Source organism: Vulcaniibacterium thermophilum (assembly GCF_007923255.1).
In the GTDB taxonomy this organism is placed as follows: Bacteria; Pseudomonadota; Gammaproteobacteria; order Xanthomonadales; family Xanthomonadaceae; genus Lysobacter_F; species Lysobacter_F thermophilum.
This window is the reverse complement of record NZ_VOHJ01000008.1, coordinates 57634-81705: the sequence shown is the minus strand read 5'-3', so window position 1 is coordinate 81705 and position 24072 is coordinate 57634. Positions and strand designations below refer to the sequence as shown.

23 protein-coding genes, 1 other RNA gene, 1 pseudogene and 1 riboswitch are annotated in these 24072 nt (G+C 72.6%); of the genes and pseudogenes, 17 read left to right on the top strand and 8 right to left on the bottom strand.

What is annotated here, in order from left to right; all coding sequences use genetic code 11:
* Positions 1 to 44 precede the first annotated feature (44 nt).
* Positions 45 to 593, top strand: a complete 549-nt coding sequence (locus tag FQY64_RS05290; protein WP_146472655.1) for a UPF0149 family protein — start codon at positions 45 to 47, stop codon at positions 591 to 593.
* A gap of 9 nt (positions 594 to 602) precedes the next feature.
* Positions 603 to 1970, top strand: coding sequence for an aminopeptidase P N-terminal domain-containing protein (locus FQY64_RS05285; protein WP_146472654.1), 1368 nt, complete (start codon positions 603 to 605; stop codon positions 1968 to 1970).
* 16 nt (positions 1971 to 1986) lie between these two features.
* Here the strand turns inward: FQY64_RS05285 and FQY64_RS15175 are convergent, their stop codons facing one another.
* The 3 genes from FQY64_RS15175 to ettA all read right to left on the bottom strand — a co-directional run bounded on the left by FQY64_RS15175 (position 1987) and on the right by ettA (position 5178).
* Positions 1987 to 2121: a hypothetical protein gene (locus FQY64_RS15175; RefSeq protein ID WP_268245301.1), complete on the bottom strand. Its 135-nt coding sequence runs from the start codon at positions 2119 to 2121 to the stop codon at positions 1987 to 1989.
* Between the two features lie 273 nt (positions 2122 to 2394).
* Complete coding sequence (gene pyrF, locus FQY64_RS05280; RefSeq protein WP_146472653.1) at positions 2395 to 3207, bottom strand: orotidine-5'-phosphate decarboxylase; 813 nt, start codon at positions 3205 to 3207, stop codon at positions 2395 to 2397.
* A 309-nt stretch (positions 3208 to 3516) separates the two neighbouring features.
* Positions 3517 to 5178, bottom strand: coding sequence for an energy-dependent translational throttle protein EttA (ettA, locus tag FQY64_RS05275; protein ID WP_146472652.1), 1662 nt, complete (start codon positions 5176 to 5178; stop codon positions 3517 to 3519).
* A 171-nt stretch (positions 5179 to 5349) separates the two neighbouring features.
* On the opposite strand from ettA, the gene glyA reads away from it, so the two are divergent.
* The 10 genes from glyA to thiL all read left to right on the top strand — a co-directional run bounded on the left by glyA (position 5350) and on the right by thiL (position 14593).
* On the top strand, positions 5350 to 6603 hold the full coding sequence (gene glyA / locus FQY64_RS05270) for a serine hydroxymethyltransferase (protein WP_146472651.1): 1254 nt from the start codon (positions 5350 to 5352) through the stop codon (positions 6601 to 6603).
* 105 nt (positions 6604 to 6708) lie between these two features.
* Positions 6709 to 7233 carry a transcriptional regulator NrdR gene (nrdR, locus tag FQY64_RS05265; RefSeq protein WP_146472650.1) on the top strand — a complete coding sequence of 175 codons (525 nt, stop codon included), beginning with the start codon at positions 6709 to 6711 and terminating at the stop codon, positions 7231 to 7233.
* Positions 7234 to 7290: 57 nt separating this feature from the next.
* Entirely contained in the window at positions 7291 to 8367 is a 1077-nt protein-coding gene (locus tag FQY64_RS05260; protein ID WP_146472649.1) for a hypothetical protein, read from the top strand.
* Positions 8354 to 9463, top strand: a complete 1110-nt coding sequence (gene ribD / locus FQY64_RS05255; RefSeq protein ID WP_146472648.1) for a bifunctional diaminohydroxyphosphoribosylaminopyrimidine deaminase/5-amino-6-(5-phosphoribosylamino)uracil reductase RibD — start codon at positions 8354 to 8356, stop codon at positions 9461 to 9463. The genes FQY64_RS05260 and ribD overlap by 14 nt, the downstream gene beginning before the upstream one ends.
* Complete coding sequence (locus FQY64_RS05250; protein ID WP_146472647.1) at positions 9460 to 10215, top strand: class I SAM-dependent methyltransferase; 756 nt, start codon at positions 9460 to 9462, stop codon at positions 10213 to 10215. The genes ribD and FQY64_RS05250 overlap by 4 nt, the downstream gene beginning before the upstream one ends.
* An 83-nt stretch (positions 10216 to 10298) precedes the next feature.
* A riboswitch (FMN riboswitch) is annotated at positions 10299 to 10452 on the top strand.
* Between the two features lie 132 nt (positions 10453 to 10584).
* Entirely contained in the window at positions 10585 to 11202 is a 618-nt protein-coding gene (locus FQY64_RS05245; protein WP_146472646.1) for a riboflavin synthase, read from the top strand.
* A 67-nt stretch (positions 11203 to 11269) separates the two neighbouring features.
* Positions 11270 to 12388, top strand: a complete 1119-nt coding sequence (gene ribB / locus FQY64_RS05240; protein WP_146472645.1) for a 3,4-dihydroxy-2-butanone-4-phosphate synthase — start codon at positions 11270 to 11272, stop codon at positions 12386 to 12388.
* 324 nt (positions 12389 to 12712) lie between these two features.
* Positions 12713 to 13180 (top strand): 6,7-dimethyl-8-ribityllumazine synthase, encoded by a 468-nt coding sequence (ribH, locus tag FQY64_RS05235; RefSeq protein WP_146472644.1) that lies wholly within the window; start codon positions 12713 to 12715, stop codon positions 13178 to 13180.
* A complete protein-coding gene (gene nusB, locus FQY64_RS05230) occupies positions 13177 to 13623 on the top strand; it encodes a transcription antitermination factor NusB (RefSeq protein ID WP_146472643.1) in 447 nt (148 codons plus the stop codon). The genes ribH and nusB overlap by 4 nt, the downstream gene beginning before the upstream one ends.
* 19 nt (positions 13624 to 13642) lie before the next feature.
* Positions 13643 to 14593 (top strand): thiamine-phosphate kinase, encoded by a 951-nt coding sequence (gene thiL / locus FQY64_RS05225; RefSeq protein WP_146472642.1) that lies wholly within the window; start codon positions 13643 to 13645, stop codon positions 14591 to 14593.
* A gap of 46 nt (positions 14594 to 14639) precedes the next feature.
* Here the strand turns inward: thiL and FQY64_RS05220 are convergent, their stop codons facing one another.
* From FQY64_RS05220 to FQY64_RS05205, 4 genes are all read right to left on the bottom strand, one after another.
* Positions 14640 to 15248, bottom strand: a complete 609-nt coding sequence (locus FQY64_RS05220) for a uracil-DNA glycosylase family protein (protein WP_229814898.1) — start codon at positions 15246 to 15248, stop codon at positions 14640 to 14642.
* Between the two features lie 159 nt (positions 15249 to 15407).
* The gene (locus FQY64_RS05215; RefSeq protein WP_146472640.1) at positions 15408 to 16793 is read right to left on the bottom strand and encodes an FAD-binding oxidoreductase; all 1386 of its coding nucleotides are present in this window, start codon (positions 16791 to 16793) and stop codon (positions 15408 to 15410) included.
* Between the two features lie 63 nt (positions 16794 to 16856).
* Positions 16857 to 17237 (bottom strand): YraN family protein, encoded by a 381-nt coding sequence (locus tag FQY64_RS05210; protein WP_146472639.1) that lies wholly within the window; start codon positions 17235 to 17237, stop codon positions 16857 to 16859.
* Positions 17237 to 18589, bottom strand: a complete 1353-nt coding sequence (locus tag FQY64_RS05205; protein ID WP_229814897.1) for a penicillin-binding protein activator — start codon at positions 18587 to 18589, stop codon at positions 17237 to 17239. Before FQY64_RS05205 ends, FQY64_RS05210 begins: the two co-directional genes overlap by 1 nt.
* A gap of 97 nt (positions 18590 to 18686) precedes the next feature.
* Between FQY64_RS05205 and rsmI the strand changes: the two genes are divergently transcribed.
* Together rsmI and rnpB are read left to right on the top strand one after the other, a co-directional pair.
* Positions 18687 to 19538, top strand: coding sequence for a 16S rRNA (cytidine(1402)-2'-O)-methyltransferase (gene rsmI / locus FQY64_RS05200; RefSeq protein WP_146472637.1), 852 nt, complete (start codon positions 18687 to 18689; stop codon positions 19536 to 19538).
* 571 nt (positions 19539 to 20109) lie between these two features.
* Positions 20110 to 20457: RNase P RNA component class A (gene rnpB / locus FQY64_RS05190), an RNA gene on the top strand.
* 113 nt (positions 20458 to 20570) lie between these two features.
* On the opposite strand, the pseudogene FQY64_RS15245 reads toward rnpB, so the two are convergent.
* Positions 20571 to 20906, bottom strand: a pseudogene (locus tag FQY64_RS15245) (vanadium-dependent haloperoxidase); the annotation flags it as partial.
* Between the two features lie 1350 nt (positions 20907 to 22256).
* On the opposite strand from FQY64_RS15245, the gene mraZ reads away from it, so the two are divergent.
* Genes mraZ through ftsL form a run of 3 tightly spaced genes read left to right on the top strand, consistent with a single transcriptional unit; the run spans position 22257 to position 24048 of the window.
* Positions 22257 to 22703: a division/cell wall cluster transcriptional repressor MraZ gene (gene mraZ / locus FQY64_RS05180; protein ID WP_146472636.1), complete on the top strand. Its 447-nt coding sequence runs from the start codon at positions 22257 to 22259 to the stop codon at positions 22701 to 22703.
* A gap of 11 nt (positions 22704 to 22714) precedes the next feature.
* On the top strand, positions 22715 to 23785 hold the full coding sequence (gene rsmH / locus FQY64_RS05175; protein ID WP_229814895.1) for a 16S rRNA (cytosine(1402)-N(4))-methyltransferase RsmH: 1071 nt from the start codon (positions 22715 to 22717) through the stop codon (positions 23783 to 23785).
* A complete protein-coding gene (ftsL, locus tag FQY64_RS05170) occupies positions 23782 to 24048 on the top strand; it encodes a cell division protein FtsL (RefSeq protein ID WP_146472634.1) in 267 nt (88 codons plus the stop codon). Before rsmH ends, ftsL begins: the two co-directional genes overlap by 4 nt.
* The last annotated feature ends 24 nt before the right edge of the window (positions 24049 to 24072 follow it).

The window sequence follows — 24072 nt, the reverse complement described above, 5'->3', positions numbered from 1 at the left end:
GAGGCGGTTGCTAGACTGGGCGCCCGCCGTCCGTCGCCCGATCCGTGAGCGAACACGTTCTGCCCTCCTGGAACGCCGTGGAAGCCGAAAGCCGGCGCCTGGCCCTGTCCGCCTCCCCCGCCGAGCTGCACGGCGCGCTGTGCGGCTGGCTGGCCGGCGGCGGCGAGGCCGCGGCCGACTGGACCCGGCGCGTGCTGGCCAACGATGCCGTCGCGGTGCCGGCCGACGGCAGCCCGCTGGACGCCCTGCGCGCGGCCAGCGCCGGCCAGATCGCCGACCGCGACTTCGATTTCGAGTTGCTGCTGCCCGACGCCGACCGCAGCCTCGCCGAACGCAGCGGCGCGCTCTTCGACTGGTGCCGCGGCTTCCTCGGCGCGTTCGGGATGGCGGCCGGCGCGAATCCCCCGTTGTCGGAAGAAAGCCGCGAGGCGTTGGCCGACATCGCCCGGCTGGCCACGGCCCAGCCGCAGGAGGAGGGCGACGAGGAGGACGAGGAAGCGCTGGCCGAGATCGAGGAGTTCGTCCGCGTGGCCGTGCTGCTGCTGCACGGCGACTGCGTGCTCGGCCCGCAGCACCGCCGCCGCTTCAACTGAGCCGCTGCGATGGACCTGCCTCGCGCCCGGAAACGTCCGCCCGCCGGCAGCTCGCCCGGCCGCAGCGGCATTCCGCTTTCGCGCTACCTGCGCCGCCGCCGGCAGCTCATGCGCATGGCCGGCGACGACGCCATCCTGATCCTGCCCTCGGCGCACGAACGCATCCGCAGCCGCGACACCCATTTCCCGTTCCGCCAGGATTCCGACTTCTGGTACCTGACCGGCTTTCCGGAACCGGAGGCGGTGCTGGTGCTGGTGCCGGGCCGCGCCCACGGCGAGGCCCTGCTGTTCTGCCGCGAACGCGACCCCGAGCGCGAAGGCTGGGACGGCCCGCGCTTCGGGCCGGAGGGCGCGGTGGAGGCGTTCGGGTTCGACGACGCGTATCCGATCGCCGATCTCGACGACATCCTCCCGGGCCTGCTGGAAGGCCGCTCGCGGGTGTACTACCACTTCGGCCGCGATGCCGAGTTCGACCTCAAGCTGATCGGCTGGGTGAACCGCGTGCGCGCCCAGGTGCGGCTGGGCGCGCAGCCGCCGCACGAGTTCCTCGAGCTGGGCCACCTGCTGGACGAGATGCGGCTGTTCAAGGACCGCGACGAGCTGAAGCTGATGCAGCGCGCCGCCGACATCAGCGTGCAGGCGCACCTGGCCGCGATGCGCGCCGCGCGCCCGGGCATCCGCGAGTACGAGCTGCAGGCGGAGCTGGAATACGTGTTCCGCCGCCACGAGGCCGAGCCGGCGTACGCCTGCATCGTCGGCGCCGGCGCCAACGCCTGCGTGCTGCACTACCGCGCCAACGCCGCGCAGGCGCGCGACGGCGACCTGGTGCTGATCGACGCCGGCGCCGAATACCGCGGCTACGCGGCCGACATCACCCGCACGTTCCCGGTCAACGGCCGCTTCACTCCCGAGCAGCGCGCCCTGCACGAGGTGGTCTGCGACGCGCAGGAAGCGGCGATCGCGCAGGCGCGCCCGGGCGTGCCGTACGCGAGCCTGCACGACACCGCGGTGGCGGTCCTCGCCGAGGGGCTGCTGCGGCTGGGGCTGCTCAAGGGGCGGCTGGAGAAGGTGATCGCCGAAGGCAGCTACCGGCGCTACTACCGCCACAAGACCGGCCACTGGCTCGGCCTGGACGTGCACGACGTCGGCGAATACCGCATCGACGGGCAGTCGCGCCTGCTCGAGCCCGGCATGGTGTTCACCGTCGAACCCGGCCTCTATGTGCCGGCCGACGACCTCGGCGTGGCGCCGCGCTGGCGCGGGCTCGGCGTGCGCATCGAGGACGACGTGCTGGTCACCGCCGACGGCCACCGCGTGCTGACCGCGGCCCTGCCCAAACGCGCGGACGAGATCGAAGCCGCGATGCGGGCGCGCTGAGCGCCGCCGGTCGCGTTCAGCCGGACGAGCCGTCGCGCGGGGACGCGCCGCCGTCGTCGGTGGCGTCGGTTTGCAGGTAGAACAGGATCACCGCCGCACCGGCGGCGATCAGCAGCAGAACCAGCAGGATCAACAGGTGCCAGAAACTCATCGTCGTCGTCCTTGAGCGGATGCGGCGGGACGGAGCGTGCATCGCTTCGACCGCGCGCAGAGGGTAATCGCTCCGCGCGGGCATGGCGTGCCGGACGCGCGGTTTTGTGCGGCCGCGCGTGTGCGCTTCGTGAAGGGCGCCGGAGGGGGTGGTCGGATGGACGTGGCGCGTCAACGCTGGCCCGCACGCGTCAGTGCGGCCGGGGTGGCGATCGTGCGTTGCAGCATGCGCCTGCGCGGACGCGCGCCGGGCGCGGCGGTCGCTCGGGCGCGCTCAGCGGTACCGGTTGATCGTCTCGCGCAAGGCGCGCGCCGCCTCGCGCGCGGCATCGGCGAAGTCGTCGCCGGATGAGGCGTACAGGATCGCGCGCGAGGAGCTGACGATCAGGCCGGTGCCGTCGGCGGTGCGCGCGTTGCGCACCACCGCTTCCACGTCGCCGCCCTGCGCGCCCACGCCGGGGACCAGGAACGGCAGATCGCCGGCGATCCCGCGCACCTCGCGCAACTGCTCCGGCCAGGTCGCGCCCACCACCAGCGCGCAGTTGCCGTGCGCGTTCCATTCGTGCGCGACCTTCTGCGCCACCTGCTGGTACAGCGGCCGGCCGTGCACCAGCAGGTCCTGCAGGTCGCCGGCGCCCGGGTTGGAAGTGCGGCACAGCACGATCACGCCCTTGTCGGCGCGGTCGAGGAACGGCTGCACCGAATCGCGGCCGAGGTAGGGGTTCACGGTGACGGCATCGGCGCGGTAGCGGTCGAACGCCTCGGCGGCATAGTGCTGCGCCGTGCTGCCGATGTCGCCGCGCTTGGAATCGAGGATCACCGGAATGCCGGGATGCGCGGCATGGATGTGCGCGATCAGCCGCGTCAGTGCGTGCTCCGCCCCGAGCGCGGCGAAGTGCGCGATCTGCGGCTTGAACGCACAGGCGTATTCGGCGGTCGCATCCACGATGTCGCGGCAGAACGCGAACACCGCATCGGCGTCGTCCGCGAAACGCGCCGGGAAGCGCGCGGGCTCGGGGTCGAGGCCGACGCAGACCAGCGTGTCGGCCTGCTGCCAGCGTTGCCTGAGGGCGGCGATGAAGCTCACGGGCGGGTCCTCGTGCGTGCGTGGGCGGTCATTTCCTCCCCCTGTGCGCAGTTGACGTCCATGGATCCTCGCTTTCGCGGGGATGACGGGCAACAGCAACAGCAAAGTCCATGGATCCCCGCTTTCGCGGGGATGACGAGCAAAACAGCGACAGCAACAGCAACAGCAACAGCAAAGTCCGTGGATCCCCGCTTGCGCGGGGATGACGAGCAAAACAGCAACAGCAACAGCAAAGTCCATGGATCCCCGCTTTCGCGGGGATGACGTCCCGGCAAAGGCGCTCGCGCATGGCGCGAGCGCGCCGGGACGTCACTTCAACGACTTGAAGCGCAGGCGGTGGGGGCGGGCGGCTTCCTCGCCGAGGCGGCGCTTCTTGTCCTCCTCGTATTCGCGGTAGTTGCCCTGCACGAACTCCACGTGCGAATCGCCCTCGAACGCGAGGATGTGGGTGGCGATGCGGTCGAGGAACCAGCGGTCGTGGCTGATCACCATCGCGCAGCCGGGGAACTCCAGCAGCGCGTCTTCGAGCGCGCGCAGCGTCTCCACGTCGAGGTCGTTGGACGGTTCGTCGAGCAGCAGCACGTTGCCGCCCTGCAGCAGCGTCTTGGCCAGGTGCAGGCGGCCGCGCTCGCCGCCGGACAGCGAGCCCACGCGCTTCTGCTGATCGGGACCCTTGAAGTTGAAGCGGCCGATGTAGGCGCGCGACTGGATCTCGATGCCGTTGATGTTGAGGATGTCGAGTCCGCCCGACACCTCCTCCCACACCGTTTTGTTCGGATCGAGCGCGCCGCGGCTCTGGTCGACGTAGGCGAGCTGCACGGTCGGGCCGATGACGATCTCGCCGGAATCCGGCTTCTCCTGGCCGGTGATCATCTTGAACAGCGTCGACTTGCCGGCGCCGTTCGGGCCGATGATGCCGATGATGGCGCCCGGCGGCACCATGAAGCTCAGGTTGTCGATCAGCAGGCGGTCGCCGAACTTCTTGCTGACGTTGCGGAACTCGATGACGTTGTTGCCCAGCCGCTCGCCCGGCGGAATGAAGATCTCGTTGGTCTCGTTGCGGCGCTGGTACTCGACCGACTGCAGCTCCTCCAGCCGCGCCAGGCGCGCCTTGCCCTTGGAGCGGCCGCCCTTGGCGTTCTGCCGCGCCCATTCGAGCTCGCGCTGGATCGCCTTCTGGCGCGCCTTTTCCTGCGCCTCTTCCTGCTTCAGGCGCTCTTCCTTCTGCACCAGCCACTCGGTGTAGTTGCCCTTCCACGGGATGCCGCGGCCGCGGTCGAGCTCGAGGATCCACTCGGCGGCGTTATCGAGGAAGTAGCGGTCGTGGGTGACCGCGACCACGGTGCCCGGATAGCGCTGCAGGAACTGCTCCAGCCACTCCACCGATTCGGCGTCGAGGTGGTTGGTCGGTTCGTCCAGCAACAGCATGTCCGGCTTGGACAGCAGCAGGCGGCACAGCGCCACGCGGCGCTTCTCGCCGCCGGACAGCGGGCCGATCTTGGCGTCCCACGGCGGCAGGCGCAGGGCGTCGGCGGCCACTTCGAGCTGATGCTCCAGGGTGTGCGCGTCGTTGCTGGCGAGGATCGCCTCCAGCCGCGCCTGTTCGGCGGCGAGCTTGTCGAAGTCGGCGTCCGGCTCGGCGTAGGCGGCGTACACCTTGTCCAGTTCCGCCTGCGCGCGCAGCACGTCGCCGACGCCTTCCTCCACCGCCTCGCGCACGGTGTGCTCGGGGTTCAGCTCCGGCTCCTGCGGCAGGTAACCGATCTTGATGCCCGGCTGCGGGCGCGCCTCGCCGGTGAAGTCCTTGTCCACCCCGGCCATGATCCGCAGCACGGTGGATTTGCCCGCGCCGTTCAGGCCCAGCAGGCCGATCTTGGCGCCGGGGAAGAACGACAGCGAGATGTCCTTGATGATCTGGCGCTTCGGCGGGACGGTCTTCGACACGCCGATCATGGTGTAGATGTACTGCATGGGGGCTCCGCAGGCGGACAGCGGCTGCCTGCGTCGCGCAGGGCCGCTCGGATGGAAACGGGATGCCCGGATTATCCCGGATGCGCACGTCCGGCGCTACCGTCGCCGGTGGCCGTAACTGTACGCGACGGCTAGACTTTTGAACTTCCCCTGCCTGCTCCCGGAGCGCCGATGTTCCCCCGTGATGCCCGCATCGAAGGTTTCGATCCCGAACTCGCCCAGGCGATCGCCGGGGAGCGCCGCCGTCAGGAGGACCACGTCGAACTGATCGCCTCGGAGAACTACGCCAGCCCGCGCGTGCTGGAGGCGCAGGGCAGCGTGCTCACCAACAAGTACGCCGAGGGCTATCCGGGCAAGCGCTATTACGGCGGCTGCGAATTCGTCGACGTCGCCGAGCAGCTCGCGATCGATCGCTGCAAAGCGCTGTTCGACGCCGACTACGCCAACGTGCAGCCGCACTCGGGCTCGCAGGCCAACCAGGCGGTCTACTTCGCACTGCTGAATCCGGGCGACACCATCCTCGGCATGTCGCTGGCGCACGGCGGCCATCTCACCCACGGCGCCAAGGTCAACGCCTCCGGCAAGCTGTTCAACGCGGTGCAGTACGGCGTCAACGAGCAGGGCCTGATCGACTACGACGAAGTCGAGAGGCTGGCGCGCGAACACCGGCCGAAGATGCTGATCGCCGGCTTCAGCGCCTACTCGCAGATCATCGACTGGGCGCGCATGCGGCAGATCGCCGATGCGGTCGGCGCGATCTTCTTCGTCGACATGGCGCACATCGCCGGCCTCGTCGCCGCCGGCGTCTACCCGAGCCCGCTGCCGCACGCGCACGTGGTGACCTCGACCACCCACAAGACCCTGCGCGGTCCGCGCGGCGGCATCATCGTCGCCAAGGGCCCGTCCGAGGACCTGGTCAAGAAGCTGCAGAGCATCGTCTTCCCCGGCATCCAGGGCGGTCCGCTGATGCACGTGATCGCCGCGAAGGCGGTGGCGTTCAAGGAGGCGCTGGAGCCGGAGTTCAAGGCCTACCAGCAGCAGGTGGTGAAGAACGCGCAGGCGATGGCGGACACGCTCATCCGGCGCGGCTACAGGATCGTTTCCGGCGGCACGCGGAACCATCTGATGCTGGTCGACCTGATCGGCCGCGACATCAGCGGCAAGGACGCCGAGGCCGCGCTCGGCCGCGCCCACATCACCGTCAACAAGAACTCGGTGCCGAACGATCCGCGCTCGCCGTTCGTCACCTCCGGCCTGCGCCTGGGCACGCCGGCGGTGACCACGCGCGGCTACGGCGAGGCCGAGTGCATCGATCTCGCAAACTGGATCGCCGATGTGCTCGACGCCCCGGCCGACGATGCCGTCATCGCCCGCGTGCGCGAGGCGGTGGTCGCGCAGTGCCGGCGGTTTCCGGTGTATGGGTGAGGAGACGGGAATCGGGAATGGAGAATCGGGAATCGTGAACAGCGGTGTCCTGCACGCCTTCATCCATCGATTCCCGACTCCCGACTCCCGATTCCCGGCGCCCTGATGCACTGCCCCTTCTGCCAGCACGAAGACACCCGCGTGATCGATTCGCGTGTGTCCGACGACGGCGCGACCATCCGCCGGCGGCGGGAGTGCGCGGCGTGCGGGGAGCGGTTCTCGACGCTCGAAACCATCGAGCTGAAGCTGCCCAACATCATCAAGAGCGACGGCCGGCGCGAGCCGTTCGACGCGCGCAAGCTGCGCCACAGTTTCGATCGCGCGCTGCACAAGCGGCCGGTCGCCGAGGAGCAGGTGGAAGCGGCGGTGCGCGCGGTGGTGCATCGGCTGCGCATGACCGCCGAGCGCGAGGTGGAATCGCGCCGGGTCGGCGAATTCGTGATGGCCGAGCTGCGCCGGCTCGACCACATCGCCTACGTGCGCTTCGCTTCCGTCTATCGCGCGTTCCAGGACGTGGCCGATTTCCGCGAGGAGCTCGACCGCCTGGAGCGCGAACTGCCGCCCGGCGAAGGCCAACTGCCGCTCCTGGGCGAGGACGAACCGCGCCCCGAGAAGGGCCGTCGGCGCTGAGCGCCGACGCCGGCGCGGGCGCGCCCGCACTCCCCACCCCTACGAAAGGAAGCTCGCATGAAGCTCGCCCGTCTGTTTCCGCTCGGCTTGGCGGCGCTCGCCGCCGTCGCCCAGGCCGCGCCGCCCGAGGCCGCGCTCGCCGGTCGCTATTACCTGCAGGGCGTGCGCGAGGTCGGCTCCGAACTGCGCCTGCACGAGGACGGCCGCTTCGAATGGATGCTGGCCTACGGTGCGGTCGACCAGTACGCCGAAGGCCGCTGGACGCGCGAGGGCGACGAGGTGGTGCTGGTGCCCGCGCGCGCGCCGGCGGGACGGCCGCTGTTCGAGCTTGGGGAAGCGGTGCCGTGGGAGGAGGACGACGAGGAGCGGCTCGGCGAGAAGGAGCAGCTTGCGGCCGAGGACCAGGCCGCGGCGCGCTGTCCGTTCCTGGAGGACGCGGCGGATGCCGCGGCAGTCGCGGCCCCCGCGCTCGATGAGCCCGCCGCCGCACCGGATGCGGCGGAGCTGGCCGCAGCGGCCGCGCATGCCGCGCTCGATCTCCAGGTCGCGCGCTTCGAGGCCGAGACCGCGATGCGCGACGCCGCCGCGCGGATCGAACGCGACGGCACGGAGGCCGCCGGCGCCGCGATCGAGCGCGCGCGCCAGGCGCGCGCCGCGCTGCGCGACACGTTCCGCGCGGCGCAGGACGCCGCCTACCGGGCCGGCGTCGAACCGCCGCGATGGTCGGAGCCGGAGCGTCCGGCGCGCTGCCGCATCACCGTCGAGCCGCGAAGCGGCGGCTACGCGGTGCGCGTGCACGACGAGTACTACGGCCTGAACTGGAGCGGCATCGAGGTCGAATTCCGTTTCAGTGACGGCCACCGCGAAAGCCGCACCACCGATCGCGGCGGCTGGGCCGGCGTGCGTCCGCGCGCGCAGGCCACGCTCGAGCAGGTGCGCCTGCGGCTGCGCGGGCAGGAGGGAACGGTCGGCGAGAACACTCTGGCGGTGGCGCCGCCGGGACCGGCGGTGCTGCAGGTCCGCTTCGACGCCCGGCAGACCGTGCCGCTGCCGTTCGACGAGCTGCGCCTGCGTGTGGAAGATGGCGCACTGGTGCCTGCGAACTGGGGCGAGGGCCGTTATGTCCGCGAATGAGCCGTTCACCGCCACCGACCACGCGCTGATGGCGCGCGCGCTGCGCCTGGCCGAGCGGGGTGCGTACACCACGCGGCCGAACCCGATGGTCGGCTGCGTGATCGCGCACGGCGAGGAGGTGGTCGGCGAGGGCTGGCACGTGCGCGCGGGCGAGCCGCACGCCGAGCTGCACGCGCTTGCGCAGGCCGGCGCGCGCGCGAAGGGCGCGAGCGTCTACGTCACGCTGGAACCGTGCGCGCATACCGGGCGCACCGGCCCTTGCGCGGATGCGCTGATCGCCGCGGGCGTGGCACGGGTGGTCGCGGCGATGCGCGATCCGTTCCCGCAGGTGGATGGTGCCGGTTTCGCACGTCTGCGCGCGGCCGGCATCGAGGTGCGCGACGGCCTGATGGAAGCGCAGGCGCGCGCGCTCAACCGCGGCTGGCTTTCGCGCATCGAACGCGGCCGGCCGTGGGTGCGGGTGAAGCTCGCCACCAGCCTGGACGGCCGCAGCGCGCTCGCCAGCGGCGATTCGAAGTGGATCAGCGGCGAGGCCTCGCGGCGCGACGTGCACCGCTGGCGAGCGCGCGCCGGCGCGATCCTCACCGGCGCCGGCACCGTGATGGCCGACGATCCGTCGCTCACCGTGCGCCTCGAGGACGACACGCCGTTCGTGCCGCCGCTGCGGGTGGTGCTCGACCCCGGGCTTGCGACCGTTGCCCGCGGCCGCGTGCGCGAAGGCGACGCGCCCACGCTGTACATCCATGCGCCGGACGCCAAGCGTCCGCGCAACCTGCAGGCGCAGACGGCGCATGCGCCGATGCGCGATGGCCGCTTCGAACTGCGCGCGGTGATGAAGCTGCTGGCCGAGCGCGGGATCAACGAAGTACAGGTCGAGGCCGGCGCGACGCTCGCCGGCGCGCTGTTCGTCGAAGGACTGGTGGACGAGTTGCTGCTGTACGTCGCGCCGGTGCTGCTGGGCGAGCGCGCGCGGCCGCTGTTCGATGGCCTGCGCATCGACGCCATGGCGCAGCGGCTGGACCTGGCGGTGGTCGACTCGCGCCGGATCGGCGAGGACATGCGCCTGCTGCTGCGCCCGCGGGCCGCCGCGGCATGAGCTTCCGCGACCACTTCTCCGCCGTCGCCTCGCATTACGCCGCGGCACGGCCGGAGTATCCGGACGCGCTGTTCGAGGCGCTGGCCGAGGCGGCGCCGCGCGGCGCGCGGGTGTGGGAGCCGGGCTGCGGCAGCGGTCAGGCCACGCGCGGGCTGGCCGCGCGCTTCGCGCACGTGCATGCCACCGATCCGAGCGCGCAGCAGATCGCCCGCCACTGGGCGAGGCAGGGCGCGGGCAACGTGACGCTCGCGGTGGAGCCGGGCGAGCGCACCGCGCTGGCCGACGGCGCGGTCGGTCTGGTGGCGGTGGCGCAGGCGCTGCACTGGTTCGACCTCGACGCCTTCATCGCCGAGTGCGCGCGGGTGCTGGCGCCGGGCGGCGTGCTGGCGGCGTGGGGCTATGCCGATTTCGTCGCGCCACAGGGCATGGAGGACGCCGTCGCCGTATTCCGCGCCGATATCGAGCCCGACTGGCCGCCGGAGCGCGCGCTGGTCGACGCGCACTACGCCGGATTCGCGTGGCCGTTCGCGGCGCTGCCCGCGCCCACGCTCGAGATGAGTGCGGACTGGCCGCTGGAGCGCCTGCTCGGGTACCTGTCGAGCATGTCGGCGGTCGCGCGCCACCGCGAGCGCACCGGGTGCGGCGCGGTGGCGGCGCATGCGGACGCGCTGGCGGCGGCCTGGGGCGATCCGCACACGACGCGCACGATCCGCTGGCCGCTGTTCCTGCACCTGCGGCGCAAGTCGGGCTGACGCCCGCAACGCAGCGTCCGCACGCCGGCGGCCGTGCCGGCGCGGCGGGCGGTAGAATGCGCACGGCCGGTTCGCCGGCCTCATGACGTCTTCAGGGCGGGGTGGAAGTCCCCACCGGCGGTAGGTGCGCACCGCGCACGAGCCCGCGAGCGCCCGCCGTGCCCCCGCACGGCGGGGTCAGCAGATCCGGTCGAACGCCGGAGCCGACGGTCACAGTCCGGAAGGAAGAAGACGGCGCGCGTGGTGGCGGCGCAGGCCGCGGCCAGGCGCTGCCATGCCCGGGGACGTTTTTCGCCCACCCATCGCGAGAAACGTCATGCCCATCGCTGCCTGCATCAGCCATGTGCGCTTCGCGCCGGAGGCGCGCTGATGTTCACCGGCATCGTCGAAGGCGTCGGCCGCCTGGCCGCCGCCGAACCGCGCGGCGGCGACGTTCGCCTGCGCATCGCCGTCGGCACGCTGCCGTTCGCGGATGTCCGGCTCGGCGAAAGCATCGCCGTCAGCGGCGTATGCCTGACCGTGGTCGGCTTCGGCGCCGACTGGTTCGAGGCCGATGCTTCCACCGAGACGCTCGCGCTCACCACGCTCGGCGCGCTCGAGCCGGGCGCCGCGGTGAATCTGGAACGCGCGATGCGGCCGACCGACCGCCTCGGCGGCCATCTGGTCAGCGGGCACGTGGACGGCATCGGCCGGGTCGAATCCATCCACGACGACGCGCGCGCGCAGCGCTGGCGCTTCGCCGCGCCGCCCGCGCTGCTGCGCTACGTGGCGAAGAAGGGCTCGATCTGCGTGGACGGCGTCAGCCTCACGGTGAACGCGGTGGACGCGCACGGCTTCGAGGTCGCGCTGATCCCGCACACGGTGGCGCATACCGCGTTCGCCGAGACGCGCGTGGGCGATGCGGTGAATCTTGAGGTCGATCTGATCGCGCGCTACGTCGAGCGGTTGCTGGCCAGCGGAGAAGCCGCCACGGGTTCGCGCGGATGAACGCGGATCCGTTTCGAACCGCCGCGTGCGCGCGCACTTCGTCCTTCGACTGAACCCGGACACGCCCATGCCTTTCAGCCCCATCCCCGAACTGCTGGACGAGATCCGCGCCGGCCGCATGGTCGTCATCGTCGACGACGAGGACCGCGAGAACGAGGGCGATCTCATCATGGCCGCCGAACTGGTGCGGCCGAGCGACATCAACTTCATGGTCACCCACGCGCGCGGGCTGGTGTGCCTGTCGCTCACGCGCGAGCGCTGCCGCCAGCTCGGCCTGCCGCCGATGGTGCGCGACAACACCTCGCCGCACGGCACCAACTTCACCGTCTCGATCGAGGCCGCCGAGGGCGTCACCACCGGCATCAGCGCCTACGACCGCGCCCACACGATCCGCACCGCGGTGCGGCCGGACGCACGTCCGGAGGATCTCTCGCAGCCCGGCCACATCTTCCCGCTGATGGCGCAGCCGGGCGGCGTGCTGACCCGCGCAGGCCACACCGAGGCCGCGTGCGATCTGGCGATGCTGGCCGGGCTGGAGCCGGCCGGCGTGCTGGTGGAGATCCTCAACCCCGACGGCACCATGGCGCGCCGCCCGGAGCTGGAGCGTTTCGCCGCCGAGCACGGGCTGAAGATGGGCTCGATCGAGGACCTGATCCGCCATCGGCTCGCCACCGAGCACACGGTCGAGCGCGTCGACGCGCGCACGATCGACACCGAATTCGGCGAGTTCCGCCTGCTCACCTACCGCGACCGCCTCAGCCGCCACCTGCACTTCGCCCTGGTGCGCGGCGAGATCGACCGCGCGCTGCCGACGCTGGTGCGCGTGCACGTGCACAACCCGCTCGCCGACGCGCTGCACTGGCGGCGGCCGGATTTCGGCCCGGCGATCGGCGAAGTGCTGGCGGCGATCGCGCGCGAGGGCCGCGGTGTGCTGGTCGTGCTGGGCGATACGCCGGATACCGAAGCGCTGCTCGCGCGTCTGCGCGGGGCGTCCGACGGCCACGGTCCCGCACCGGCGCGCGGACACGCGCTGGCCGAATGGCGCCGCACCGGCGTCGGCAGCCAGATCCTGGCCGACGTCGGCCTCGGCCGGCTGCGCGTGCTCGGCACCCCGCGCAAGCAGATCGGACTGGCGGGTTTCGGGCTGGAGGTGGTCGAGTACGTCGAGGTGCCGGGTCACGAATGAGTGGCCACGGATCGGCGCGGATGAACGCCTTCGCCGGGGCGACGGGGGATTCAACGCAAGGTCGGTCGCTTGTAGTCCACGATGGGGTCACAGGCCACCCATCGTCGTCCCGGCGAAGGCCGGGCCCCATGTTCATCTGGCGTCGGAACCGAACCGCCCGCGCCCATCACCCTGAGTCTCGTGAGGGCGCGACGAGCATCAAGGCGGGGCTTGAACCGCTTCGCTCCCGACCCGCGCTCATCCGTGTCCATCCGCGGCCGTAACAAGCCCCCGGCCCCGCCACGCCGACGGGGTAAACTGTCGCCCCTTTTCTCCAGCCCCGCCATGACGCACTACGAAGGCGACCTGCGCCGCCCGGAGGGCGCGCGCCTCGCGATCCTCGCCAGCCGCTGGAACCCGCGCATCGTCGACACCCTGGTGGCCGGCGCGCGTCGCGCGCTGGCCGAGCACGGCGTGCCGGAGGACGCGGTCGACGTGATCCGGGTGCCCGGCGCGTGGGAGCTGCCGGTGACCGCCGCGCGGCTGGCGGCTTCGCGGCGCTATGCGGCGATCGTGGCGCTCGGCTGCGTGGTGCGCGGCGACACGCGCCATTACGAGCACGTCGCCGACCGCTGCGCCGAAGGCCTGATGCGCGTCGCGCTCGACCACGGCATCGCGGTAAGCAACGGTGTGCTCGCGGTCGAGCGCTTCGAGGACGCCGAGGCCCGCGCCGGCGGCGCGCACGGCAACAAGGGCGAGGAAGCCGCGCTGGCCGCGCTGGAGATGACGCATCTGTGGGAGCAACTGGCATGAAGCGTCGTCACGACGGCATCGATCCGGTCATGCGCACGCGCGCCCGGCGCCGCGCGCTGCAGGCGGTGTACGCCTGGCAGCTCTCGGGCGGACGCGCGGAGGAGATCCTCGTGCAGTTCGCGCACGAGCAGGCGCGCGAACCGGCGGACCTGGGCTACTTCGAGGATCTGGTGCGCGGCGTGATCGCGCACCGCGCGGATCTGGACGCCGCGCTGGCGCCGTTCCTCGATCGCGGCATCGAACAGGTCGATCCGGTCGAACGCGCGGCGCTGCGCATCGCCGCCTACGAACTGCGGCAACGCCCCGACGTGCCCTACCGCGTCGTCCTCAACGAGGCGATCGAGACCGTGAAGCGCTTCGGCGCCGAGCACGGGCACACCTACGTCAACGGCGTGCTCGACCGCGCCGCGGCCGAGTGGCGCGCGGTGGAGCGGGGCGGCTGACGCGCCCGTCGCGCCGCCGGTGGCCGAGTTCTCGCTGATCGAACGCATCCGCCGCCGCGCGGCGGCGCGCGAGGACGTCGTGCTCGGCATCGGCGACGACGCCGCCTTGTTGCGCGTGCCGCCGGGGCGCGAACTGGCGGTGGCGATGGACACGCTCAACGCCGGCGTGCATTTCCCCGACGGCACGGCGGCGGCCGACGTCGGCTGGAAAGCGCTCGCGGTCAACCTGTCCGATCTGGCCGCGATGGGCGCCGAGCCGGCCTGGTGCACGCTGTCGCTGTCGCTGCCGCAGGCCGATGCGGCATGGCTCGACGGCTTCCTCGACGGCTTTCTCGAGCTCGCCGCCGCGCATCGCGTCGCGCTCGTCGGCGGCGACACCACGCGCGGGCCGTTGTCGGTCTGCGTGACCGTGCACGGACTGATCGAACCCGGCTCGGCCCTGCGGCGCGACGGCGCCCGCGTGGGCGATGCGGTGTGGGTGAGCGGCACGCTCGGCGATGCCGCCGGCGCGCTGCGGCAGTGGCAGCAGCAGGGCGTCGGCGTCGATCCGGCCCTACGCGACCGGCTCGACCGGCCCACTCCACGCGTCGCCCTCGGCCGCGCGCTGCGCGGCATCGCGCATGCTGCGATCGACGTCTCCGACGGGCTGCTCGCCGATCTCGGCCACGTCTGCACGGCCAGCGGCCTCGCCGCCGAGATCGAACTCGATGCGCTGCCGTGCTCGGCCGCGCTCGCCGCCGCGTTCGATCGCAATACCCGCCGCGCGCTACAGGCCGCCGGCGGCGACGACTACGAGCTCTGTTTCACCGCACCGGCCGAGGCCAGCGCGGCGATCGGGGCGCTGGCGCGCGCGCTCGCGCTTCCGCTCGCGCGCATCGGGCGGACGGTCGAGGGCGCCGGCGTGCGCGCGCTGACCGCGGACGGCACGCCGTGGCAGCCCGCACGCGCGGGCTACGAGCACTTCGGCTGAAACCTCGCACGCGCCGGCGCCGAATGGCGTTGCCGCGGATCGCGCGCTACGCCTGCGTACCGAGCGCGGCGCGCACGCGGTCGCGCAGCGCGGGGAGCACCTCGTGCTCGAACCACGGGTTGGCGCGGAACCAGCCGACGTTGCGCGGGCTCGGATGCGGCAGCGGCAGCAGGCGCGGGCCGTACTCGCGCCAGGCGCGCACCGTTTCGGTGAGGCTGGGCTTGCGGCGCTCGCCGAGGAAGTAGGCCTGCGCGTACTGGCCGATGGGCAGGATCAGCCCGACCTGCCGCAGCAGCGGCAGCAGCCGCGGGTGCCAGGTCTGCCGGCACAGGGGCAGCGGTGCGGCATCGCCCGAGCCGGCGCGGCCGGGATAGCAGAACCCCATCGGCACCAGCGCCACCTGCGTCGGGTCGTAGAACACGGCCTCGTCCAGGCCCAGCCATTCGCGCAGGCGGCGGCCGCTGGCGTCGTTCCACGGGATGCCGCTGTCGTGCACGCGCCGGCCCGGCGCCTGCCCGACGACCAGCAGCCGCGCCCGCGCCGACGCCTGCAGCACCGGCCGCGGTCCGAACGGCAACGCCGCTTCGCACAGCCGGCAGGCGCGGATGTCGGCGAGCAGGGCGTCGAGCGAGCCGGGTCTGGGAGGAGTGGCCACGGATGGGCGCGGATGAACACGGATCGGCATCACGGTAGAGGAGACAGCGGGACCACCGCGTGGTTGCACACCTTGCTGCGTCTCCGGCGGCCACTCTTTGCCCCGCTTTGCGCTTGATCCGCGTTCATCCGCGCGCATCCGCGGCCGAAGAGCACGCGCTCACGGCAGCAGCTTGCCCGGATTGAGGATGCCGTCGGGATCGAACGTCGCCTTGAGCGCGCGCATCAGCGCCAGCGTCGCCGCATCGAGCGCCTGCGGCATGAACTCGCGCTTGGCCAGGCCGATGCCGTGCTCGCCGGACAGCGTGCCGCCGAGGCCGATGGCCAGCGCGAACACGCGCGCCATCGCCGCCTGCGCGCGGGCGTGCTGGTCGGCATCGGCCGGATCGAACAGCAGGTTGACGTGCAGATTGCCGTTGCCGGCGTGGCCGAAGCAGACGATCGGCAGCGCGAACTCGCGCGCCAGCGCCTGCACGCCGTCGACCAGCGCCGGGATGCGCGACACCGGCACCACCACGTCCTCGTTGATCTTGCCCGGCGCCAGCGTGCGCAGCGCGGGCGAGAGCGCCTTGCGCGCGGCCCACAGGCGCTCGCGCGCGGCGTCGTCCGGCGCGTGCTCGATCGCCAGCAGGCCGTCGCCCGCGGCCGCACGCGCGAGCGCGTCGAGCGCGGCCGGCAGCGTCGTGTCGTCGCCGTCGGCCTCGATCATCAGCAGCGCACCGGCCTGTGCGGGCAGGTCGGCGCCGCCGACGTCGCGCGCCAGCCGCACGCATTCGCCGTCCATGAACTCCAGCATCGACGGCGTCACCGGCTGCGCCATCAGCCGCGCGACCGCGCGCGCGGCGCTGGCGACGTCGCGGTAGAGCGCGCGCAGCAGGCCGCGCGCCGGCGGCAGCGGCGACAGTTTCAGCGTCGCCTCGACGATCAGCGCCAGCGTGCCCTCGCTGCCGACCAGCAGCCGCTGCAGGTCGTAGCCGGTCGCGCCCTTGGTGGTGGCGCTGCCGCAGACGACCAGCTCGCCGGCGCCGGTGACCGCGGTGAGCGCCAGCACGTTGTCGCGGCTGGCGCCGTACTTCACCGCGCGCGGGCCGCCGGCGTTGCAGGCGAGGTTGCCGCCGACGGTGGAGAAGGCGGCGCTGGTCGGATCGGGCGGCCAGAACAGCCCGTGCGGCGCGAGCGCGGCCTGCAGGTCGCCGTTGAGCACGCCGGGTTCGACCACCGCGCAGCGGTCGCCCGGCCGGATGTCGAGGATGCGGTCCATGCGCTCGAACGACACCACCACGCCGCCGGCCACCGGCACCGCGGCGCCGGTGGTGTTGGTGCCGCGCCCGCGCGCGATCAGCGGCACCCGCCGCGCGCGGCAGGCGCGCACCAGCGCGATCACCTGCTCGCGCGTGCGCGGCAGCGCGACCGCGTCGGGCAACGCCTGCAGGCGCGAGTTGTCGTAGCCGTAGGTGAGCCGTTCGCTGGCATCGGTGCGCCAGCCGTCGGCGCCGAGCAGGGCGGCCAGCGTGCGGTCGAGCTCGGCGGGCAGGGCGGTGCGCATGCGGATGTCATCTTCGCCCGCGCGGCGCGCGTTCGCCACGGCGCGAACCCGCTCGCGCGGCGCTCAGCAGTCGTCCAGCCGGAACGCGTCCTTCAGCCAGTGCAGGCGCGGCGCGGCGGGATCGCCATCGGCCTCGATCACGTCGAACCGGCACGGCGCGTCGGTCCACGCCGGATGCGCGAGCAGGAACGCCTGCGCGGCGGCGGCGATGCGGCGCCGCTTGCGCGCATCCACCGAGGCCGCGCCGCCGCCGAAGCGCGGATCGCGCCGGTAGCGCACTTCGACGAACACCAGCGCATCGCCATCGCGCATCACCAGATCGAGTTCGCCGAGGCGGAAGTGGGCGTTGAGCGCGAGCTCGCGCAGCCCGGCGCGCAGCAGCAACGTGCGCGCGGCCGCTTCGACGCGGGCGCCGCGCGTGCGGCGGTCGAGGATCGGCGGCATCAGCGGCCGCGCAGCGGCACCGGCACGCCGTTGCTGAAGGTCGACCACGCCGGCGTGCGCAGCACGTAGCCGAAGCCGTCGATGCGCAGCGTGCCGGTGGCGCCCTCGACCGCGCCGTCGGTCGCGTTCACCAGCTTTTCCAGATAGGCGGCGAGCAGCCAGGCGTCGTGGCCGAACGCGAACAGCCGCGCCGCCGGGCCGCGCGCGGTCGGCAGCAGGGCGCCCGCGGCCGCCGCCGTCGGCATGCGCTCCACGCCGCGCTGCCACCAGGCCTCGGTGGGGAAGGCGATGCCGTCCAGCGCGCGGTCCTCCCCGGCCTTGCCGGTGCCGGAGGCCAGTTGCGACGTGGCCGCCATCGGCTTGCCCGTAAGGCCCGCCAGCGCGAGCTTCGGGACCACGCCGCGCGCGGTCGCGCCGCGCACCGCGAGGAACACGCCATCGACGTTCTGCGCGACGAACGGCGCGAAGTCGGCGGTGGCCTCGCCGACGATCGCCACCACCGTGCCGCCACGTTCCGCCAGGCGTTCGCGCAACGCCTGCGCGGCACGGCGCTGGCCGTCGTCGTCGCCGGCGATCGCCAGCACGCGGCGCGCTCCGCGCGCGTGCAGATAGTCCGCCGCCGCGCTGCCCTCGTCCTCCGGCGACAGCGAGAAGCTCGCCGCCCCCGCGGGCGGCCGGACGTTGCCGCGATTGAGCGCCAGCACCGGAACCGGCAGCTGGCCGCGCGAGAACAGCGCATCGACCTCGTCGCGTCCGAGCGGTCCGATCACCAGTTGGCTGCCGTCGGCCACCGCCCGCTCGTAGGCGGCCAACGCGCCGCCGGCGGCCGTGTTGTAGAACTGCACCTCCGGTCGCCGCCGCGACTCGCCGTAGTAGCCGGCGAGGAAACCGTCGCGCACCGGCGCGGCGGGCGTGGCCAGCTCGCCGCTCAGCGGCAGCAGGACGGCGACCCTGGCCGGCGGGCGATAGCCATCGCGCTCGGCCGGGGCGCCGGCGGCGAAGCGCCAGCCCTCGCCGCGATCGAACGGTCGCGGCAGCGGCAGCCCGCGGCGCAGCAGCGCGCGCCCGGCGTAGTTGTAGAGCGGATCGCCGGCCGGCAGCTCCGCCGCCACGCGCGCCAGGGTGGCGTTGTCCATCTCGCCGAGCAGGCGGTCGATCTCCCGCTCCGCCGCGCTGCGCTCGGCGCCGCCCAGCGTCGATGCCTTCGCCGCCAGCGCGCGCGCCTGGCCGGCGGCGGCATCGGTGCGCTCGGTGGTTTCGGTGCGGGTCGCGCGCGGCGCGGTCGCGCATCCGCCGAGCAGCAGCACGGCGATCAGCGCGAAACCGAGAACGGTCGATCCGGAGCGGGACATCGGACGCATGGCGGGCAGCGGCGAAGCGGGGGATGAGGCGATTCTACCCGTCGGTGCGGACGGCACGGCGACGGCGTCGCGGCTTACCATGCCGGCGATGAACTCCCCGTCCGCAGGCACCCTGTACGTCGTCGCCACGCCCATCGGCAACCTCGGCGACCTCACGCCCCGCGCGCTCGACACGCTGCGCACCGCCGATGCGGTGTGCGCCGAGGACACCCGTCGCACCCGCCAGTTGCTCGCGCACTACGGCCTGCAGCGGCCGCTGCTGGCGCTGCACGAACACAACGAGGAGGCGCAGGCCGCGCAGCTCGTCGCACGGCTGCAGGCGGGCGGGTCGCTCGCGCTGGTGTCCGATGCCGGCACGCCGCTGGTCAGCGATCCCGGCTTCCGGCTGGTGCGCGCGGCACGCGAGGCAGGCGTGCGCGTGTCGCCCGTGCCGGGCGCCTGCGCGGCGATCGCGGCGCTGAGCGTGGCCGGGGTGCCGTCGGACCGGTTCGTATTCGAGGGGTTCCTGCCGGCGAAGGCCGCCGCGCGCCGCCAGCGCCTGCAGCAGCTCGCCGGCGAGACGCGCACGCTGCTGTTCTACGAGTCGGCGCATCGCATCGAGGAAAGCCTGGCCGACTGCGTGGAGGCGTTCGGCGGCGAGCGCCACGCGGTGCTGGCGCGCGAGCTCACCAAACTGTTCGAGACCGTGCTCGACGGCCCGCTCGCCGACCTGCACGCCCGCGTGCGCGCCGACGCCGACCAGCGCAAGGGCGAGTTCGTGCTCATCGTCGAAGGCGCGGGCGACGACGAGACCGCGCGCATCGCCGAAGGCCGCCGCCTGTACGCCCGCCTGGCCGAGCACCTGCCGCCCTCGGCCGCGGCCAAGCTCGCCGCCGAGCTGAGCGGGGCGCCGCGCAAGGCGTTGTATGGCGCCGGGGCGGGATTCGGGATGGGAGATTAGGATTCGATTGGCGGCCGGTGCCGCACCCGACCCTGCAGGAGCGGCTTTCAGTCGCGACGCGCCCACTGTCCGCGCCTCCCCGACCCCCTGATCCGGCCCCGGTAGGTTGGGCTGAGCGGAGCGAAGCCCAACATCGGTCGCGACGACGCCTCGTGTCGTGGCACGGCGTTGGGCTTCGCCTGCGGCTCAGCCCAACCTACGAGGCTGCCCGTCCTGTCCCACACCCCAATCCGGCCCGGTCGGTTGGGCTGAGCGGAGCGAAGCCCAACATCGATCGCGACGACGCCTCGTGTCGTGGCAGGGCGTTGGGCTTCGCCTGCGGCTCAGCCCAACCTACGGCGTCCGATCCCACGCGGAGGAGGAGCTTTCTGGCAAATCTTGAATCCCGACTCCCGACTCCCGACTCCCGGCTCCCGGCTCCCGACTCCCGGCTCCCGGCTCCCGGCTCCCGACTCCCGACTCCCGACTCCCGACTCCCGACTCCCGACTCCCGACTCCCGATTCCCGATTCCCGATTCCCGATTCCCGATTCCCGATTCCCGATTCCCCGATCCGCGTACAATCCCCAGGCGGAGTCGGCCAGACAGTCGCGTCATCTTCGGATGCCGAGGAAAGTCCGGGCTCCACAGGGCACGGTGCCAGGTAACGCCTGGGCGGCGCGAGCCGACGGAAAGTGCAACAGAGAGCAGACCGCCGATGGCCCGCGAGGGATCAGGCAAGGGTGAAACGGTGCGGTAAGAGCGCACCGCGAGTCCGGCAACGGACCGGCACGGCAAACCCCACCGGGAGCAAGGCCAAATAGGGAGGCGATGCCGCGGCCCGCGGTGCCTCCGGGTAGGCTGCTTGAGCCGCGCAGCGATGCGCGGCCGAGAGGAATGACTGTCCACGACAGAACCCGGCTTACCGGCCGGCTCCGCCCCTATTCGCTGCCGGCGCGCTCGCGCGCAGCGGCGGCAAGGCGCGCTCGCACACCCACGCGCCGATGCGTTCGCCCTGGCGCAGCCCTTCCTCGTTGGCGGCACGGAAGTGCGCGCCGGCGTAGATGCGCGCCTCGACCACTTCGCGCGCGGCCTGCGAGAACGCGCCGTACCGGCGCACGACCGGCGCGAGGCGCTCGCCGCCCTCCACGGTGAAGCGCGCCTGGTCGGTGCCGAGCGTGCAGCGCAGCACCTGCGCGGCGGCGCCGGACAGCACGCTGTGGGTGGACGGGTACTCGGGATGCTCGGGGGTGGGCAGCAGCGGCGACCAGTGCGGATCGCCGGCGGTGGCGGGATTGCCATCGCGCGCGCCCTGGCGGATGGCGGTCACCGGGCGCCAGAAGCGGTAGTGGTACTTCGCCTCCCATCCGGACAGGAAACCGTCCGCCATGGCCAGGTTGAGCAGCGCGTACAGCCGCGCCCGATGCCAAGTCCGCAACGGGTCGGGCGGCCGGGTTTCCGTCTGCGAGTTCACCGCGGCGCGCGCGATCGCGTTCCAGTGCTCGCCGATGTCGCGGGCCCACAGCCGCGCGGTGTCGCTCTGCGTGGGGGTGCGTGCCGGACTGCGCTCGGCGCCGATTTGACGGACTTCCTCGTACTGGCGCGCGTAGAGGGCGCTGCCGATGGCGGGGGGCGGGGGCGGGCGGAACGCGTCCGCCCGCGGGATGACGAACGGCGCGACCCGCGTCCAGCCCGGCAGCAATGCGGGCAGGTGTTTCGGCGGGGTCGGCTCCCAGGTTCCCGGCGCGGCACGCGCCGCCGGAAGCGCGGTCGCGGCGCGATCGGCGCCGTCCTGCGCGCGCAGCGCCAGGATCCGGCGCGCGGCCTCGCGTCCGACCGCGACGCCGGCGCGCCGCGGCTCGCCCGGCGGGGTGGCCAGCAGCGCGCGGTAGTAGGCCACCTCGAGCGTCGGCGACGGCCGCTCCACGGTGGCGCGCAGCACTTCGTGCGCGGCGGCGGCGATGGCCGCATCGACCGAGGCGCCGGCCGGTGCGGGCGGCGGCCCGCCGTAGCTGGCGTATACCGGGCGGACGGCGTTGCAGGCGTCGTGGATGGCCAGGTGCACCATCGCCAACGCCCGCTGCCGCGCGAGCCCGCGATTCAACGAGCCGGTCACGGTCGCCGCGATCGCGTTCCACTCGGTGACCGGATCGGGTGCGCTCGGCAGTGCCGCGGCAAACCCCAGCAGCGCCGCCAGGCCGACGAGGAGCGTCGCACCGACGGTCAGCAGGACGCGCCGCGGCTTCGGAATCCCTCCCAGCGCCACCTGCTTTCCCTCCCCGCTTTCCGACACCCGTGGGCGTGACGCGCGGCACCCTACGTCGCGGGGCGTCGCCACCCCGTGAGCGGCAGGCGTCGTGCATTCGGTTGGCGCAGGCAATCGCTACTGCACTTCCCGATAGATTGCGCAGATGGCTTCCGGGCCTGCGCCGACAAGCCTCGGCCGTGCCGTCCGCTCCGCGTCGGGCCTGCCGGCCAGGCGCACGGTCGTCCGTCTCACAATCTGAGACGAATCAAACGCTACCGGCCGACTCTTGAACCGGTCTCTGAAGTGTGGCCCAAGCCTTTGATCGATCAAGGGAAATCAGCCCGGAAACGCGGTTGACATCGCTCCGGGGCGCTCCTAAGGTGGCATTCCGAGGGAAAACCGGGTTTTTAGTGGTTTTCCGTGGCCACGTTCGCCGCAGGGCGAACCGACAGGGCGACGCCGCCGGAGAGCGGCGCGCCGGACGGACGGGCAATGTTCCAGGGCGAAACCGCCATCACGATCGACGACAAGGGCCGGCTGGCGGTGCCCACCGCCTACCGCGACCTCGTCGCGCGCGAGTGCGGCAACCGCCTGGTCATCACCTACAACCCGTTCGAGGCCGGTTCGCTGTACCTGTATCCGGTGCATGTCTGGGAGCGCGTGCGCGACCAGGTCAACGCGCTGCCGAAGGCCAAGAAGGTCAACCGCAGCATGCAGCTGAAGCTGGTGGGCGCCGCCTGCCATGTCGAGCTGGACGGCAACGGCCGCATCGGCATTCCCGCCAGCCATCGCGCCGCGGTCGGCATCGAGAAGAAGGCCGTGCTGCTGGGCATGGGCGACAAGTTCGAGTTGTGGAGCGAGCAGGCGCATCACGCGCAGATCCGTCAGACCATCACTGACGAGGATCTGAGCGACGAGCTGCTCGACCTGCAGCTATGACGGAGGGTGGCATGGACCGCGCGCATGCCGGCTCCGGCCACCGCCCCGTCCTCTACGCGCAGGTGTTGGACGGTTTGCAGGTGCGTGCCGACGGCATCTACCTCGACGGCACGTTCGGCCGCGGCGGACACGCCCGCGGCGTGCTGGAACGGCTGGGACCGGAAGGGCGGCTGCTGCTGATGGACAAGGACCCGGAAGCGATCGCGATCGCGCAGGCGGAGTTCGCCGGCGACGCGCGCGTGTCGGTGCGCCACGGCAGCTTCGCCGAGCTGGCCGACTGGAGCGCCACCGCGGACGGGCTCGACGGCGTGCTGTTCGATCTCGGCGTGTCCTCGCCGCAGCTGGACGTCGCCGAGCGCGGTTTCAGCTTCGGCAAGGACGGCCCGCTCGACATGCGGATGGACCCGACCTCCGGCGAGAGCGCCGCGGAGTGGCTGGCCTCCGCCTCCGAGCGCGAGATCGCCGACGTGCTCTGGCGCTACGGCGAGGAGCGCCAGAGCCGACGCATCGCGCGCGCGATCGTGGCGCGCCGCGCGCAGCAGCCGATCCTGCGCACGCGCGAGCTCGCCGAACTCATCGCTTCCGTGCTGCCGCGCGGCGACGGCCGCATCCATCCGGCCACGCGCAGCTTCCAGGCCATCCGCATCCACATCAACCGCGAGCTGGGCGATCTCGAGGCCGGGCTCGATGCCGCCCACGCGCGGCTGAAGCCGGGCGGGCGGCTGGCGGTGATCAGCTTCCACTCGCTGGAAGACCGCATCGTCAAGCAGTTCATCGCCCGCCACGCCAAGGCGCCGCCGGCGAGCCGGCGCATGCCGGTGGTGCCGGACTTCACCCCGACCCTGCGCGCCATCGGCGATGCGATCAAGGCCGACGAGGCCGAGATCGCCGACAACCCGCGCGCGCGCAGCGCGGTGTTGCGGGTGGCGGAGAAACTGGGAATCGGGAATCGGGAATCGGGAATCGAAGGTGCGGGGTCATCGCCCGCGTCCCCGGACACCGGGGGCGCCAGCCCGCTTTCCGGTCGATTCCCCGTTCCCGATTCCCGGTTCCCGCACCTCGGCGCAGGAGACGCGCCATGAGCCTGCGCCTGCTGCTGACGCTGCTGGTGGTCGCCAACATCGTCTCCGCGCTCGGGGTGGTGTATTCGCGGCACCAGCACCGCCTGCTGTTCGTGCAGTTGACCCGGCTGGAGAAGCAGCGCGACGAGCTCAACATCGAATTCGGCCGGCTGCAGCTCGAGCAGGCGACCTGGGCCGAGGCCAACCGGATCGACCAGGTGGCGCGCGAGCGTCTCGGCATGAAGTTTCCCGAGGCCGGCGAGATCGTGGTGGTGCGCCCGTGAACGGCCGACGCGATTCCGCCCGCG